A 15,224-nucleotide genomic window follows, 5' to 3' on the forward strand; every position below is an offset into this window, starting at 1 on the left:
CGGGTTCGCGGAAAGGGCCGGGGGCCCGGGGTTCACCCCCGGCCGGGACCCGTCCTGGGCGGCTCGTGGCTGGACGAGTACGCGTAGCGGCTGCGGTGCAGACGGGCCGCCGCACCGTCCCCTCCGTCCTTGCCCTCCCGGTCCTCGCGTCCGGCGCACCGTCCCTGTCCGGGCGTGAGCATCGCCTCGGCGGTGTTGACGCGGGGCAGCGCGTAGGGATGCTGTTCGGTCAGCCAGCGCATCATCTGCTCGCGGACCGTGACCCGTACCGTCCAGATGTCGTCCGCGTCCTTCGCGGTGACCAGGGCGCGCACCTGCATGGTGTTGGGCGTCGTGTCGGTGACCGCGAGACCGTAGTCGCGACCGTCCCAGGCCGGGCACTCGCGCAGGATGTCACGCAGCTTCCCGCGCATCGCCTCCACGGGGGCGGAGTGGTCGAGGTGCAGGAAGACGATCCCGGTCATCTGCGGAGTGCCGCGGGACCAGTTCTCGAACGGCTTGGACGTGAAGTACGACACCGGCATGGTGATCCGGCGCTCGTCCCAGGTCCGCACCGTGAGGAAGGTCAGGGTGATCTCCTCGACGGTGCCCCACTCGCCGTCGACGACCACGGTGTCACCGAGCCGCACCATGTCGCCGAAGGCGATCTGCAGTCCTGCGAAGAGGTTGGACAGCGTGGACTGGGCGGCGACACCGGCGACGATGCCCAGGATGCCGGCCGAGGCCAGCAGTGAGGCGCCGGCCGCCCGCATCGCCGGGAAGGTCAGCAGCATCGCGGAGACGGCGACCACGCCGACGACAGCGGTGACCACGCGCTGGATCAGCGCCACCTGGGTACGGACCCGGCGTACCCGCGCCGGATCGCGGTGCGCGTTCGCGTAGCGCGAGTACGAGGTGTCGACGATCGCCGTCGTGATGCTCACCACCAGCCAGGCGGCGGCGCCGATGAGGATCAGGGTCAGGGTCCTGCCGATGCCGATCCGGTGCTCCATCAGCAGCTTCGCCTGGTCGAAGGAGCCTCTGAGCAGTGCGGCGAACAGGACCAGCTGGAAGGGGATGCGGCCACGGCGGAGCAGACCCCACAGGGAGGTCTCTCTGTGCCGGTCGTCCACCCGACGCAACAGGAGGTCCACGGACCACCCGATGAGAAGTGCGATCACGACCGAGCCGCCGACGACGATCACCGGGCGCAGTACGTTCTCCATGCCAGGGAACGTAACCGGCTCGCGGCGGTCATGAACATGTGATCTCTGGACGAAACGGGGTACGTCGCGAGGCCGGTACCGCGTACGCCGCCCGATCGGCGGGGCCACGAGCCCGGTGTGAGATGGGGCACGGCCTCCGTCCGGGGCTGTCGGTCCCGGCTGGCACCATGGAACCCATGGACATCATGCTTTTCCACTCGACGTACGGTCTGCGCCCCGCGGTGCGCGCGGCGGCGGACCGGCTGCGGGCCGCGGGACACGAGGTGTGGACGCCCGACCTCTTCGAAGGGCGCACCTTCGACACCGTGGAGGAGGGCATGGCCTTCAACGAGGAGATCGGCAAGGTCGAGCTGCTCAAGCGCGCGGTGCTGGCCGCCGCGCCCTACTCCGACCGGGGCCTGGTCTACGCGGGCTTCTCCCTCGGAGCCTCCGTCGCGCAGACCCTGGCCCTCGGGGACGAGAAGGCCCGAGGGCTGCTCCTGCTGCACGGCACGTCGGACATCGCGGAGACCGCGTCGGTGGACGACCTGCCCGTCCAGCTCCACGTCGCCGAGCCCGACCAGTTCGAGACCGACGACTGGCTGAGCGCCTGGTACCTCCAGATGCAGAGAACCGGCGCCGACGTGGAGATCTACCGCTACGCGGGCGCCGGCCACCTCTACACCGACCCCGACCTCCCCGACTACGACGCCGAGGCGGCCGAGGCCACCTGGAAGGTGGCACTCGGCTTCGTCGACAGTCTGTAGCTGTAGCCGTACCTGTGGCCGGAGGCAGGGGCCCGCGACCCGGTGCTACACCGGGTCGTAGGTGCGCTCCATCGTCTGGGTGCCGCTGCGGGTGCGGTACGAACGGGCCCAGGACGAGGTCGCGTTCGGGTTCGTGCGGTCGGAGACGACGTAGAAGTCCATCTGCGCGCGGGCGGCCGTGATGTCCAGGACGCCGTAGCCGTGTCGGTCCGTGTCGATCCAGTGGACGTGACGGTTGGCCGCGCGGATGACCGGCGAGGCGAGGGCGGAGACGGTGCCCTCGGGGACCTTGACGATGTCGTCGAGGTTGTCGGAGGTCATCGAGGTGACCACGAACTCGGTCGCGGCGGAGGCCGACAGCGGGTACGTACCGGCGTCCACCGGCACGTCGTTGGCCCAGGCCATGTGGATGTCGCCGGTCAGGAACACCGTGTTGCGGATCGCGTTGGAGCGCAGGTGCGCGAGCAGTTCGCGGCGGTCGTCGGTGTAGCCGTCCCACTGGTCGGTGTTGAGGGCGATGCCCTCCTGCGGCAGTCCGAGCAGCTTGGCGAGCGGCTTGAGCAGGTCGGCGGAGAGCGCCCCCACCGCGAACGGCGAGATCATCACCGAGTTGCCGACCAGTCGCCAGGTGGTGTCCGAGGCCTTGAGCCCGGTCTTCAGCCAGTCGAGTTGCGCGCGGCCGGTGATCGTACGGTCCGGGTCGTCGACCGAGCCGCTGGCCGTGGCCGCCTGCTGCGAGCGGAAGGAGCGCAGGTCGAGCAGGGAGAGGTCCGCGAGCTTGCCGAAGCGCAGTCGGCGGTAGGTGGTGCCGGCGATCGCCGGGCGGACCGGCATCCACTCGAAGTACGCCTGCTTGGCGGCGGACTGGCGGGCCGACCAGGTGCCCTCGGCACCCTCGGTGTGGTTGACGGCGCCGCCCGACCAGGCGTTGTCGGCGAACTCGTGGTCGTCCCAGATCGCGACGACGGGCGCCTTGTGGTGCAGGGCCTGCAGGTCCGGATCGGTCTTGTAACGGCCGTGCCGGGTGCGGTAGTCGGCGAGGGTGATGATCTCGTTGGCCGGGGCGTGCGGCCGGACGACCGTGCCCCGGGTGCCGTACTCACCGGACTTGTACTCGTAGATGTAGTCGCCCAGGTGCAGCCAGGCGTCGAGGTCGCCGCGGGCCGCGAGGTGGCGGTACGCGGAGAAGTAGCCCGCCTCCCAGTTGGCGCAGGAGACCACGCCGAAGCGCAGACCGGGGACCGCCGCGTCCGCCGCCGGCGCGGTGCGGGTACGCGCCGCCGGGGAGTCGGTGCCACCGGCGGAGAACCGGAACCAGTAGTCGGTGGCGGGCCGCAGGCCGCGGATGTCCGCCTTGACGGTGTGGTCGGAGGCGGCCGTCGCGACGGTGGAGCCCTTGGCGACGACCGTGGCGAACGCCTTGTCCGTGGCGACGGTCCAGCTCACCTCGGTGTCCGCGCCGAGTCCCGAGCCCGGTACGGCACTGGACTCGGGGGTCACCCGGGTCCACAGCAGGATGCCGTCGGGCAGCGGGTCACCGGAGGCGACGCCGTGCAGGAAGGCGGGGGTCTCGGTCGCGGCGCGGGCGGGGAGCGCCGCGGCGAGGGGGCCGGCGAGGACGGCGGTGGCGGCCGCGGCCTTGACGACCGAACGGCGGCTGGGAGCGCGGGAGTCGAGGACGCCCGCGGAGTCGGATGATCTCTGTCGACTGGTCACGGGCGATCAGGTTACCGACCGGTACAGCCCAAGAGCGGGCGAACTTGTGAAAGTTCGCCCGCTCTTCGCTTTCTGGCCGCTCAGGTCACGTGGACCCTCGGGGTGCCCGCGTCTGTCAGGCCTTGAGAGCAGTCTCCATCGCCTTGGTGTAGTCGGCGACGGACATCGGCGCGGCCTGGCCGTCCGCTCCGGTGAGCTTCTTGCCGTCCATCACCAGACTCGGCGTGCCGTTCACGTCGTCCTTGTTCGTGTTGAACGTCTCGGACATGGCCAGGGCCCAGGCGTCGTACTTGCCGTCCTTGACGGCGCTCTGGAACGCGGTGTTGTTCTTCAGCGCGTCGACCGTGTTCGCGACCTTGATCAGGTAGTCGTCGCTCTTGAACTTGTCGTTCGTCTCGTCGGGGTGGTACTTCGCCGAGTAGAGCGCGGTCTTGTACTCGAGGAAGGCCTCGGGGCTCACGTTCAGCGCGGCGCCCAGGGCGCTCATGGCGTTCTTGGAGCCCTCGCCGCGGGAACCGATCTGGATCTTGCCCTTGTCGTCGGTGTCGCCGTCGAGGAACGTGCCGCCGATGTACTGGATCTTGAACTTGCCGGCGTCGAAGTCCTTTGTCAGGGTCGGGCCGACGGTCTGCTCGAAGGAGGCGCAGATCGGGCAGCGCGGGTCCTCGTACAGCTTCAGCGTCTTCTTCGCGGTGCTCTTGCCGAGGACGACGGTGGTGCCGTCCGTGCCCGTGGTGTTGGCCGGGGCGACCACCTTGTCGCTCGCGACGGCCTCCCACTGGGACGGCTTGTTGTTCTGCACGACCGCGTAGCCGATGCCGCCGGCTATCGCGAGGACCGCGACCAGGGAGCCGGCCACGATCGCCTGGCGCCTGACCTTGTCGCGCTTGGCCTGGCGCTCGCGTTCGACGCGCAGGCGCTCGCGGGCCGCCGTCTTCGCCGACTGGCTGTTCCGCTTGCTCATGGTGGTGATCTCCAAGGGGGACGCGCACGTGTCGTACGCGGAATACGTGAGGGGGACTGCCGGCGCTCGGGGAGCCGCGCGCGGGGCGGTTGTGCGGAGCCGCCGCTCGGGAGGCGTACCTCGGGAGCGGTCGCTCAGGCGAGAGCGGCGGCGACGGGCGGTCCGCGTCGCCCCAGGGAGTGCACGAACAGGCGGGTACGGGCGGCGGTCGTCCGGCGCGGGGCGCGCGGCAGCGGACGGGCCGGGGCGAGCCGTACGGTCACCGCGGCGACCGCGAGCAGCAGCGGCCGGAACGTCGAGGCGGCCACCGCGCGCAGCAACTGGTCCAGGGCGCGCTCGCCGCGCCGCAGCCAGGCGGCGGCCAGCAGGCCGACGGCGAGGTGGGCTCCGAGCAGCAGCCAGGCGGCGGCCGGGTCGGCGTGCGCGAGCAGGGCGCCGGCGTGGCCGGGTGCGCCGCCGGTCACGCGGGAGAGGGGCGTGCCCACGCTGCCGCCGCCGCACAGGACGTCGAAGCCCACGGCGCGCAGGGGGCCCGCGACCGGGCCGCCGGCCTTGCCGTAGCAGACGTGCTGGCCCGTGGTGAACACGGTGTCGGCGGCCAGCTCCAGCGGGATCAGCAGGGCCGCGATCCGGCCGAAGCCGCGCTCGCGGCCCGCCAGCGCGAAGGCGACCGCGAAGACGGCGGTGGCGATCGCGGCCACGGTCGTCAGCGGCAGCGGAACCCGGGACAGCAGCACGTGCGACGCGGCGGACAGCGTCACGACGACAGCCGTGAACACCGCCGCGCGCACGGCTCTGAGCTGGATCCCGGATATGTCCATAGCGGAGGAGAGTCTCCCACGCGCTGCCGTAAGAGCCCCCTAAAGGGTGCCTGTGCGTTACGGGAGCGTTGTGGTGCGCAGACCCGGCCGCCGGGCTAGAGGCCCGGGATGCGGCCGTTGCGGAACAGGTCCACGAAGATCTGGTGGTCGGCGCGCGCCCGGGAGCCGTAGCTGTGGGCGAAGTCGACCAGGAGACCGGCGAAGCCCTCCTCGTCGCCGGCGATCGCCGCGTCGATGGCCCGCTCCGTGGAGAACGGCACCAGCTCCGAGTGGCCGCTGTCGTCGTCCGCGGCCGCGTGCATCGCCGCGGTGGCCCGGCCGAGGTCCGCGACGACCGAGGCGATCTCCTCGGGGTCGTCGAGGTCGCTCCAGTCGAGGTCCACCGCGTACGGCGAGACCTCGGCGACCAGCTGGCCCGCGCCGTCCAGCTCGGTCCAGCCGAGCCACGGGTCCGCGTGCGCCTGGAGGGCGCGCTGCGAGATCACCGTGCGGTGGCCCTCGTGCTGGAAGTAGCCGCGGACGGCGGGGTCCGTGATGTGCCGGGAGACGGCCGGGGTCTGGGCCTGCTTGATGTAGATCACCACGTCGTTCTCCAGGGCGTCGCTGTTGCCCTCCAGGAGGATGTTGTACGACGGGAGACCGGCCGAGCCGATGCCGATGCCGCGGCGGCCCACGACGTCCTTCACGCGGTACGAGTCGGGGCGGGTCAGCGAGGACTCCGGGAGGGTCTCCAGGTAGCCGTCGAAGGCGGCGAGGACCTTGTAGCGCGTGGCCGCGTCCAGCTCGATGGAGCCGCCGCCCGACGCGAAGCGGCGCTCGAAGTCACGGATCTCGGTCATCGAGTCGAGCAGCCCGAAGCGGGTGAGCGACCGGGCCACGCGCAGCGCGCCCAGCAGCGGGCCGTCGGCGGTGTCCAGCGTGAAGGGGGGCACCTCGTCGTTCTTGGCGCCCGTCGAGAGGGCGTGGATGCGCTCGCGGTAGGCCCCCGCGTAGATCCGGACCAGCTCGGTGATCTGGTCGTCGCTGAGGGCCTTCGCGTAGCCGATCAGGGCCACGGAGGCGGCGAAGCGCTTGAGGTCCCACGTGAAGGGGCCGACGTAGGCCTCGTCGAAGTCGTTCACGTTGAAGATCAGGCGGCCCTGGGCGTCCATGTAGGTGCCGAAGTTCTCCGCGTGCAGGTCGCCGTGGATCCACACGCGCGAGGTGCGCTCGTCCAGGTACGGGCCGCCCCGCTTGTCCTGTTCGAGGTCGTGGTAGAAGAGGCCGGCCGTGCCGCGGTAGAACGCGAAGGCGGAGGCCGCCATCTTGCGGAACTTCACGCGGAACGCGGCCGGGTCGGCGGCCAGGAGCTGGCCGAAGGCGGTGTCGAACACGGCGAGGATCTGCTCGCCGCGTTGCTCGTCGCTGAGCTGCGGAACCGACATCGCTGGGTGCCTCCTGGTGCAGGTGGTGCGGGACATGAGGGAGCGGACGCGCCGCACCCGGGACAAGGGTGTCCGTCCACTTCCAACGGACGAAGATACGCCGGAGTGCCCGGCCTCCGGCGGCGAACGCACACCCCCGGTCCCGGGACCCCGCATGAAGGTACGGGTGATGCTCCGCGGAGTGTCAGTCGGGCGTCATAGACTTCGACGCTGTCCCCCCAGACTGTCCGCAGCCTGTCGCCGATCGTTCTTCTTGGAGGCCGCAACCGTGTCGAAGCCGCCGTTCACGCACCTGCACGTCCACACCCAGTACTCGCTGCTGGACGGTGCCGCGCGGCTCAAGGACATGTTCGACGCGTGCAACGACATGGGCATGACCCATATCGCGATGAGCGACCACGGCAACCTGCACGGGGCCTATGACTTCTTCCACACGGCCAAGAAGGCGGGCGTCACGCCGATCATCGGCATCGAGGCGTACGTCGCCCCCGAGTCCCGGCGCAACAAGCGCAAGATCCAGTGGGGCCAGCCGCACCAGAAGCGCGACGACGTGTCCGGTTCGGGTGGTTACACGCACAAGACGATCTGGGCGGCGAACCGGACGGGCCTGCACAACCTCTTCAAGCTCTCCTCGGACGCGTACGCCGAGGGCTGGCTCCAGAAGTGGCCCCGGATGGACAAGGAGACGATCTCCAAGTGGTCCGAGGGGCTCATCGCCTCCACCGGCTGCCCCTCCGGTGAGCTGCAGACCCGGCTGCGCCTCGGCCAGTTCGACGAGGCACTGAAGGCGGCCGCCGAGTACCAGGACATCTTCGGCAAGGACCGCTACTTCCTGGAGCTGATGGACCACGGCATCGAGATCGAGCGCCGGGTCCGTGACGGGCTCCTGGAGATCGGCAGGAAGCTCGGCATCCCGCCCCTGGTGACGAACGACTCGCACTACACGTACGCGCACGAGGCCACCGCCCACGACGCCCTGCTGTGCATCCAGACCGGCAAGAACCTCTCGGACCCCGACCGCTTCCGCTTCGACGGCACCGGCTACTACCTGAAGTCGACGGACGAGATGTACGCCGTCGACTCCTCGGACGCCTGGCAGCAGGGCTGCGCCAACACCCTCCTGGTCGCCGAGCAGATCGACACGACCGGCATGTTCGAGGCGAAGAACCTCATGCCGAAGTTCGACATCCCCGAGGGCTTCACCGAGATCACCTGGTTCAAGGAGGAAGTCCGGCTCGGCATGGAGCGCCGCTTCCCCGGCGGCGTCCCCGACGACCGCCAGAAGCAGGTCGAGTACGAGATGGACGTCATCATCCAGATGGGGTTCCCGGGGTACTTCCTCGTCGTCGCCGACTTCATCATGTGGGCCAAGAACCAGGGCATCGCGGTGGGCCCGGGCCGTGGCTCGGCGGCCGGTTCGATCGTCGCGTACGCCATGGGCATCACCGACCTCGACCCGATCCCGCACGGTCTGATCTTCGAGCGGTTCCTGAACCCCGAGCGCGTCTCCATGCCCGACGTCGACATCGACTTCGACGAGCGCAGGCGCGTCGAGGTGATCAGGTACGTGACCGAGAAGTACGGCGCCGACAAGGTCGCCATGATCGGCACGTACGGCAAGATCAAGGCGAAGAACGCCATCAAGGACTCCGCGCGCGTGCTGGGCTACCCGTACGCGATGGGCGACCGGCTCACCAAGGCGATGCCCGCCGACGTCCTCGGCAAGGGCATCGACCTCAACGGCATCACCGACTCCTCGCACCCCCGCTACGGCGAGGCGGGCGAGATCCGCGCGATGTACGAGAACGAGCCGGACGTCAAGAAGGTCATCGACACCGCCAAGGGCGTCGAGGGCCTGGTCCGGCAGATGGGCGTCCACGCGGCCGGCGTGATCATGTCCAGCGAGCCCATCGTCGACCACGCCCCGATCTGGGTGCGGCACACCGACGGCGTGACCATCACGCAGTGGGACTACCCCCAGTGCGAGTCGCTGGGCCTGCTGAAGATGGACTTCCTCGGCCTGCGCAACCTCACGATCATGGACGACGCCATCAAGATGGTGAAGGCCAACAAGGGCATCGACCTGGAGATGCTCGCCCTGCCGCTGGACGACCCGAAGACCTTCGAACTGCTCTGCCGCGGTGACACCCTCGGTGTCTTCCAGTTCGACGGCGGCCCGATGCGCTCGCTGCTCCGCCAGATGCAGCCCGACAACTTCGAGGACATCTCCGCCGTCTCGGCCCTCTACCGGCCGGGCCCGATGGGCATGAACTCGCACATCAACTACGCGGAGCGCAAGAACGGCCGCCAGGAGATCACGCCGATCCACAAGGAGCTGGAGGAGCCGCTCCAGGAGGTCCTCGCGGTCACCTACGGCCTGATCGTCTACCAGGAGCAGGTCCAGAAGGCCGCCCAGATCATCGCCGGGTACTCGCTCGGCGAGGCCGACATCCTGCGCCGCGTGATGGGCAAGAAGAAGGCCGACGAGCTGGCGAAGAACTTCGTCCTCTTCCAGGCTGGCGCCCGCGAGAACAACTACAGCGACGAGGCGATCCAGGCCCTGTGGGACGTGCTGGTCCCCTTCGCCGGCTACGCCTTCAACAAGGCGCACTCCGCCGCGTACGGACTCGTCTCGTACTGGACCGGCTACCTGAAGGCGAACTACCCCGCCGAGTACATGGCGGCGCTGCTCACCTCGGTCAAGGACGACAAGGACAAGTCGGCCGTCTACCTCAACGAGTGCCGGCGCATGGGCATCAAGGTGCTGCCGCCCAACGTGAACGAGTCCGAGCAGAACTTCGCCGCCCAGGGCGACGACGTGATCCTCTTCGGCCTCTCCGCCGTCCGCAACGTCGGTACGAACGTGGTGGAGTCGATCATCCGCAGCCGCAAGGCCAAGGGGAAGTACGGCTCGTTCCCCGACTACCTCGACAAGGTCGAGGCCGTCGCCTGCAACAAGCGCACCACGGAGTCGTTGATCAAGGCGGGCGCCTTCGACACGATGGGGCACACCCGCAAGGGCCTCACCGCGCAGTTCGAGCCGATGATCGACAACGTGGTGGCGGTCAAGCGCAAGGAGGCCGAGGGCCAGTTCGACCTCTTCGGCGGCATGGGCGACGAGGCCAGCAGCGAGCCCGGCTTCGGACTCGACGTGGAGTTCACCACCGACGAGTGGGACAAGGTCTATCTGCTCGCCCAGGAACGGGAGATGCTCGGCCTGTACGTCTCCGACCACCCGCTCTTCGGCCTGGAGCACGTCCTGTCCGACAAGGCGGACGCGGGCATCTCGCAGCTGACCGGCGGCGAGCACGGGGACGGCGCCGTCGTGACCATCGGCGGCATCATCTCGGGCCTCCAGCGCAAGATGACCAAGCAGGGCAACGCCTGGGCGATCGCCACCGTCGAGGACCTCGCGGGCTCCATCGAGTGCATGTTCTTCCCGGCGACCTACCAACTGGTCTCGACCCAACTCGTCGAGGATGCCGTGGTCTTCGTCAAGGGACGGCTCGACAAGCGCGAGGACGTGCCGCGCCTGGTCGCGATGGAACTCCAGGTCCCCGACCTGTCCAACGCCGGCACCAACGCGCCCGTGATCCTCACCATCCCGGCGCTGAAGGTCACTCCGCCCATGGTCAGCCGGCTCGGCGAGATCCTCAGCCACCACAAGGGCGAGAGCGAGGTCCGCATCAAGCTCCAGGGCCCGCGCAAGACCACGGTGCTGCGGCTCGACCGGCACCGGGTGAAGCCCGACCCGGCGCTCTTCGGCGACCTGAAGGTGCTGCTCGGCCCGTCCTGCCTGGCCGGCTGAGCACCGCCCGGCCCCGCGGGGCCGGGCCACGTGACATGCGCGAGGGGCGCATCCGCACGCGGATGCGCCCCTCGATTCATGCCCGGACCCAGGCGGCCCGGGTGGGCCTCGCTACGGACCCTGGACCTCAACAGTCCACGCAGCGGCCTCAGTTGTGGCCGAAGCGCTTCTGATGCTTACGGGCGACATCAGCGGGGCTGCCCTGCGCCTGCGATATCGGCGACTGTGCTTCGGTCGACGACCGCTGGGCCTGCTCCTGCGCACGCTCGGCCTGCGAGGAGCGGTCCTGCTGCCCGCCCTGCTTGCGGTTCTTGTTCTTGGCCATGGGGATCAGCCTCCTGAGGGGGATGTAGGGGCCAGGGCCGCGACCAGATTCACATAGGCTGGCAAGTGGCGCATTTCGTAGAATTACCGTGCGTAATAAGCCCTGTCGGTACGTGCTCTCCCGATCCGCCACGCCGAAGATCGAGTTCCGGCCGTTAACCTCCGCACGGTCGGGCAGACTCCAAGGAAGCCCGAAGCAAACCTCCCGGAAAGAGGGTGGACCGCGTGGACCGCTGCATCGTCCTGGTGGACGCCGGGTATCTGCTCGGGGCTGCTGCCAGCCTTCTGGCCGGGGAGCCTTCACGTTCCCGGATCACCGTCGACCACGCCGCCCTCATCCAGGGTCTGCGCGAGCGCGCCGAGTCCGACACCGAGCGGCCGTTGCTGCGCATCTACTGGTTCGACGGCGCCCCCGACCGCGTACCGCAGCCGGAACACCGCAGGCTGCGCGTGATGCCCAGGGTGACCGTGCGCCTGGGCGCGCTGACCCGCAGCGACGGACGCTGGGCGCAGAAGGGCGTGGACGCCGCGATGCACGCCGAACTGACCGAGCTGGCCCGCAACCGCGCCTGTTCCGACGTGGTCCTGGTGACCGGCGACGGGGATCTGCTGCCGGGCATGATGGCCGCCAAGGAGCACGGCGTCGCCGTACACCTGTGGGCCGTGCAGGCCGCGGACGGTGACTACAACCAGTCCGAGGACCTGGTGGCCGAGGCGGACGAGCGGCGGGTCCTCGACCGGGTCTGGATCACCAAGGCGGTCCGCGCGAAGGACTTCGGCGGAGTCTGCGCGCCGCCGCCGGTACCGCGTCCGGAGATCGCCGCGATCCTCTCCGCGCCGCTGCCCGAGTCGGCTCTCGCGGCGGCGGCCGAGCACTCCGCCCCGGAGCCCGAGCACCACCAGGCCGTCGAAGCGCAGAACGGCGTCCAGGACCGCGTGCCCACCCCCAAGGGAGTACCGACCCCCAAGGACCTGGCCGCGCTGCGCGGACCGGGCACCCAGGCCGCCCAGCACCCCACGAACGCCACCCTGCGCTGGTCCTCGGACAAGGGCTGGGTCGACCGGCCCGGGGGAGTGGCCGAGCCGGCCGAGGCCGCCGCGCTGCCCACCCTCGCGCAGCTCACCTCCGCCGAGCAGCGCTGGGCGGACCGCGAGGAGGACATCACCACCGTCGGCGGCGATCCGTACGAGGTCGGTCAGGTCTTCGCCCGCCGTTGGATGGCGCGCCTCACCGACGCCGGTCATCTGCAGAAGCTGTCGGCGATGTACCCGCGGGTCCCGCACCGGGTCGACGGTGAACTGCTGCGCTACGCGGCCCGGTTCGGCCTGCTCGCGCACAAGGACGACCAGATCGACGAGCACGACCGGTACGCGATCCGGGCCGGCTTCTGGCGCGAGATCGACGTGCGCACGGCCGCCGAGCACGCGCCCGCCGGGGAGTGATCCGAAACCTCCGGAGCGGGCGCGGGAGGGCCCTCGCCGGTGCCCCGCCGCGGCCCCGAGCGCATAACGGGGCATCGGACCCCGTACTCTCGTCCTTCGTGAGTACGCGCACGGCACAGGCGGTCCGGATGGGACACAGGGGCGATGTCGTGTGCGCCGTGCGCGGTCTGACCAAGACCTACCCGGCCGTCCGCGGCCGTCGTGGCGCCCCGGCGACGCCCGAGGTCAGGGCCACCGACGACGTGCGTCTCGACATCCGTCGCGGTGAGATCTTCGGGCTCCTCGGCCCGAACGGCGCCGGCAAGTCCACCCTGGTCCGCCAGCTGACCGGGCTGATGCGCCCCGACAGCGGCAGCGTCGAGATCCTCGGGCACGACATCGTGCGCCATCCCGAGCGGGCCGCACGGATCCTCGCCTACCTCGGGCAGGAGTCCACCGCCCTCGACGACCTGACCGTCTCCCTCGCCGCCGAGACGACCGGACGGCTGCGCGGACTCGACCTGCGCGCCGCGCGGGCGGAGCGGGACGCCGTCCTCGACGAACTGGGCCTGACCGCGCTCGCCCCGCGCCCGCTGAGGAAGCTGTCCGGGGGGCAGCGCAGGCTCGCCTGCCTGGCCGCCGCACTCGTCGGGCAGCGCCCGCTGCTGGTCCTCGACGAGCCCACCACCGGCATGGACCCGGTCGCCCGACGCGCCGTCTGGGCCGCCGTCGACCGGCGCCGGGTGGAACAGGGCGCCACGGTCCTGCTCGTCACCCACAACGTCATCGAGGCCGAGACCGTCCTCGACCGGGTCGCCGTCATGGACGAGGGCCGGGTCATCGCCTGCGACACCCCGGCCGGGCTCAAGGAACGCGTCGCGGGCGAGGTGCGGGTGGAACTCGTCTGGCGTACGAGCGCCCCGCTGCACGTCCCCGAGGTCGCAGCCCTGCGCGACCGCGCGGTCGAGTCGGGCCGCCGATGGACGCTGCGGCTCGCCCCGGAGGAGGCCCGCGCTGCCGTCGCCACGGTCACCGGAGGCGCCGCCTTCGCCGCCCTCGACGACTTCACCCTGGCCACGCCGAGCCTGGAGGACGTGTACCTCGCCCTCGGCGGCCACACGACGCAGGGGTTGGTGAAGGCGTGAGTGTCCGGGGTGTGGAATCCGTACGGGAGGAGGGCGTCGTACGTGTGCCGAACAGGACGGCTGCCGGAGTGAAGGGAAGCAGCTCGACGTGAGTGTCGTACCCGCCGGAGTTCTGCCGGGCAGTGCGCTGCCCCTGGCCGCGGACACCGGCGCCGCGGAGCTGGGGCCGCCCGCGCGGCTCTGGCCGTCGCTGGCCGCCGTGTACCGGGCACAGCTCTCCCGGGCCCGTGTCGCGCGGATCCCGCTGCTGTTCGTGGCCACCTTCCAGTCCGTCGGCATCATGATCATGATGCGCGGCGTGGTGGACGGCGGCGCCGAGGCGCGGGCCGTGGTGGCCGGGTCGACCGTCCTGGTCGTCGCGTTCGTCGCCCTCAACCTGCTCGCGCAGTACTTCGGACAGCTCCGGGCGAGCGGCGGGCTCGACCACTACGCGACGCTGCCGGTGCCCCCGGCGGCCGTGGTGCTCGGGGCCGCGGGCGCGTACGCGTCCTTCACCGTGCCCGGCACCCTGGTCACCGCCGTCTTCGGGTGCGTGCTCTTCGGGCTGCCGCTCGCCCACCTGTGGGTGCTCGCCGCGGTCGTCCCCCTCGCGGGTGCCGCGCTCGCCGGTCTCGGGGCCGCGTTCGGGCTGCTCGCGCCGCGTCCCGAGCTGGCCACGCTGCTCGGGCAGCTGGGCATGTCGGCCGCGCTGCTCCTGGGCGTGCTGCCCGCGGACCGGATGCCGACCGTGGTCCGGTACGCCCGCGATCTGCTGCCCTCGACCTACGGCGTCGAGGCCTTCGCCCGCACCTTCGCCGCCCAGCCCGACTGGGCCGCCGTGCTCGGTGATCTGGCCGTCTGCGCCGGGGTCGGGGTCGTCTCGCTGGCCCTGGCGACCTGGGCCTACCGCCGGGCAGCCGTCCGGTGACGCGGGTGACAGCCGGGCCTGGCACGATGTCAGGGTGACCGCTCCGCTGACTCCACCTCCGCCGCCGCACGAACAGTCCCCCCAGAACCGGCAGCAGCCGCACCATGCCTGGCAGGCCCCGCAGACGCACGGACCCGCGGCACACCCCGCGTACCCCGCCGCGTACGAGGTCTCCTACGGACAGGACGGACCCGGGATGAAGACCGAACTGCGGGAGGCCGCCGTGATCACGGTGGCGGTGGCGCTCGCGGGGGCGCTCCTCGGAGTGCTCTGGTGGTGGCTGGCGCCGCACGTGCCGCTGATCGCGGACGACACCGCGGTGTACCTCAAGGACACCGAGGGGGAGCAGGCCATCGGCGTCGATGGAACGTTCACTCTTCTCGCCCTGGGCTTCGGGGCGCTGAGCGCGCTGGTCGTGTTCCTGCTGCGCCGGCGCGGTGGTGTGCCGCTGGTGGTCGCGCTCGCCCTCGGAGGCCTGCTGGGCTCGCTGCTCGCCTGGCGCATCGGGGTCTGGCTCGGTCCGACGCAGAACGTGGTCGCGCACGCCAAGGCCGTCGGCAAGGGCGTCACGTTCTCCGCGCCGCTGAAACTCGGCGCGAAGGGCGCGCTGCTCGCGTGGTCGCTGACCGCCCTGGTGGTCCATCTGGCCCTCACGGCCCTGTTCGGCCCCCGCGACCCCGACCCGTACGAGCAGAGCCCCTACGCGTCGACGCCTTCCGGACCGCCCGTCGCCTAGGACGAC

General features: G+C 70.7%; 12 protein-coding genes. 6 read left to right on the forward strand and 6 right to left on the reverse strand.

What is annotated here, in order from left to right; genetic code table 11:
* Positions 1 to 32: 32 nt before the first annotated feature.
* Positions 33 to 1,205, reverse strand: coding sequence for a mechanosensitive ion channel domain-containing protein (locus AB0C62_RS20530; RefSeq protein ID WP_362975060.1), 1,173 nt, complete (start codon positions 1,203 to 1,205; stop codon positions 33 to 35).
* A gap of 176 nt (positions 1,206 to 1,381) precedes the next feature.
* Here AB0C62_RS20530 and AB0C62_RS20535 point away from each other — a divergent pair, with 176 nt between their 5' ends.
* Positions 1,382 to 1,951, forward strand: coding sequence for a dienelactone hydrolase family protein (locus AB0C62_RS20535; RefSeq protein WP_362975061.1), 570 nt, complete (start codon positions 1,382 to 1,384; stop codon positions 1,949 to 1,951).
* A gap of 45 nt (positions 1,952 to 1,996) precedes the next feature.
* On the opposite strand, the gene AB0C62_RS20540 is transcribed toward AB0C62_RS20535, so the two are convergent.
* The 4 genes from AB0C62_RS20540 to AB0C62_RS20555 all read right to left on the reverse strand — a co-directional run bounded on the left by AB0C62_RS20540 (position 1,997) and on the right by AB0C62_RS20555 (position 6,876).
* The gene (locus tag AB0C62_RS20540) at positions 1,997 to 3,667 is read right to left on the reverse strand and encodes an alkaline phosphatase D family protein (protein WP_362975063.1); all 1,671 of its coding nucleotides are present in this window, start codon (positions 3,665 to 3,667) and stop codon (positions 1,997 to 1,999) included.
* A gap of 115 nt (positions 3,668 to 3,782) precedes the next feature.
* Entirely contained in the window at positions 3,783 to 4,631 is an 849-nt protein-coding gene (locus AB0C62_RS20545) for a thioredoxin domain-containing protein (protein WP_362975065.1), read from the reverse strand.
* A 134-nt stretch (positions 4,632 to 4,765) separates the two neighbouring features.
* The gene (locus AB0C62_RS20550) at positions 4,766 to 5,452 is read right to left on the reverse strand and encodes a hypothetical protein (RefSeq protein ID WP_362975067.1); all 687 of its coding nucleotides are present in this window, start codon (positions 5,450 to 5,452) and stop codon (positions 4,766 to 4,768) included.
* A 95-nt stretch (positions 5,453 to 5,547) separates the two neighbouring features.
* Positions 5,548 to 6,876 (reverse strand): DUF2252 domain-containing protein, encoded by a 1,329-nt coding sequence (locus tag AB0C62_RS20555; protein WP_362975069.1) that lies wholly within the window; start codon positions 6,874 to 6,876, stop codon positions 5,548 to 5,550.
* A 268-nt stretch (positions 6,877 to 7,144) separates the two neighbouring features.
* Between AB0C62_RS20555 and dnaE the strand changes: the two genes are divergently transcribed.
* Positions 7,145 to 10,684, forward strand: coding sequence for a DNA polymerase III subunit alpha (gene dnaE, locus AB0C62_RS20560; RefSeq protein WP_362975071.1), 3,540 nt, complete (start codon positions 7,145 to 7,147; stop codon positions 10,682 to 10,684).
* A 148-nt stretch (positions 10,685 to 10,832) separates the two neighbouring features.
* Here dnaE and AB0C62_RS20565 read toward each other — a convergent pair whose 3' ends face one another.
* On the reverse strand, positions 10,833 to 11,009 hold the full coding sequence (locus AB0C62_RS20565) for a hypothetical protein (RefSeq protein ID WP_179165207.1): 177 nt from the start codon (positions 11,007 to 11,009) through the stop codon (positions 10,833 to 10,835).
* Between the two features lie 224 nt (positions 11,010 to 11,233).
* On the opposite strand from AB0C62_RS20565, the gene AB0C62_RS20570 reads away from it, so the two are divergent.
* The 4 genes from AB0C62_RS20570 (at position 11,234) to AB0C62_RS20585 (ending at position 15,218) form a co-directional block, all read left to right on the forward strand.
* Positions 11,234 to 12,451: an NYN domain-containing protein gene (locus AB0C62_RS20570; protein WP_362975073.1), complete on the forward strand. Its 1,218-nt coding sequence runs from the start codon at positions 11,234 to 11,236 to the stop codon at positions 12,449 to 12,451.
* A 149-nt stretch (positions 12,452 to 12,600) separates the two neighbouring features.
* A complete protein-coding gene (locus AB0C62_RS20575; RefSeq protein WP_362975166.1) occupies positions 12,601 to 13,575 on the forward strand; it encodes an ABC transporter ATP-binding protein in 975 nt (324 codons plus the stop codon).
* A gap of 88 nt (positions 13,576 to 13,663) precedes the next feature.
* Complete coding sequence (locus AB0C62_RS20580) at positions 13,664 to 14,482, forward strand: ABC transporter permease (protein WP_362975075.1); 819 nt, start codon at positions 13,664 to 13,666, stop codon at positions 14,480 to 14,482.
* Positions 14,483 to 14,516: 34 nt separating this feature from the next.
* Entirely contained in the window at positions 14,517 to 15,218 is a 702-nt protein-coding gene (locus AB0C62_RS20585; protein WP_362975077.1) for an AAA family ATPase, read from the forward strand.
* Positions 15,219 to 15,224: the final 6 nt, after the last annotated feature.

The organism is Streptomyces sp. NPDC048643 (assembly GCF_040650615.1).
Classification (GTDB): Bacteria; Actinomycetota; Actinomycetes; order Streptomycetales; family Streptomycetaceae; genus Streptomyces.